The sequence below is a fragment of the Burkholderia sp. SIMBA_051 genome (assembly GCF_046534915.1).
Lineage (GTDB): Bacteria > Pseudomonadota > Gammaproteobacteria > Burkholderiales > Burkholderiaceae > Burkholderia > Burkholderia ambifaria.
The window spans coordinates 1-276 of sequence record NZ_JAWRXS010000227.1 but is presented as its reverse complement, the minus strand read 5'-3'; the positions used below and the strand labels follow the sequence as shown (position 1 = coordinate 276).

General features: G+C 71.7%; 1 pseudogene. It reads right to left on the bottom strand.

Annotated features, from left to right (window positions below):
- A pseudogene (locus SB771_RS34295) lies at positions 1-276 on the bottom strand (type IV secretory system conjugative DNA transfer family protein); the annotation flags it as partial.

Genomic DNA, 276 nt, shown 5'->3' with positions numbered 1-276 from the left:
ACCCTTGCCGCTGCGCGGCGGGGCCTCGAGCTCGACGCCCTGCTGGCCCGGAAGGACAAGATACCGACTGCCAAGGCGACCCAGGATGATCCCGTGGTCCTTGAGCAGGCCGGCCTTCTCGATCTCGCGGCGAGAGGCGAAGCGTGCCTCCCCGTGCAGTGGCCGTCGACGCGGGAGCATGGCCACGCCGACCAGGCCCAGGCAGACGCCCTGCGCGCCGGCGAGGCATGTGAGCAGCGCCTGGCGGACATCCGGGCGGTCACCATAGGCCTGCCA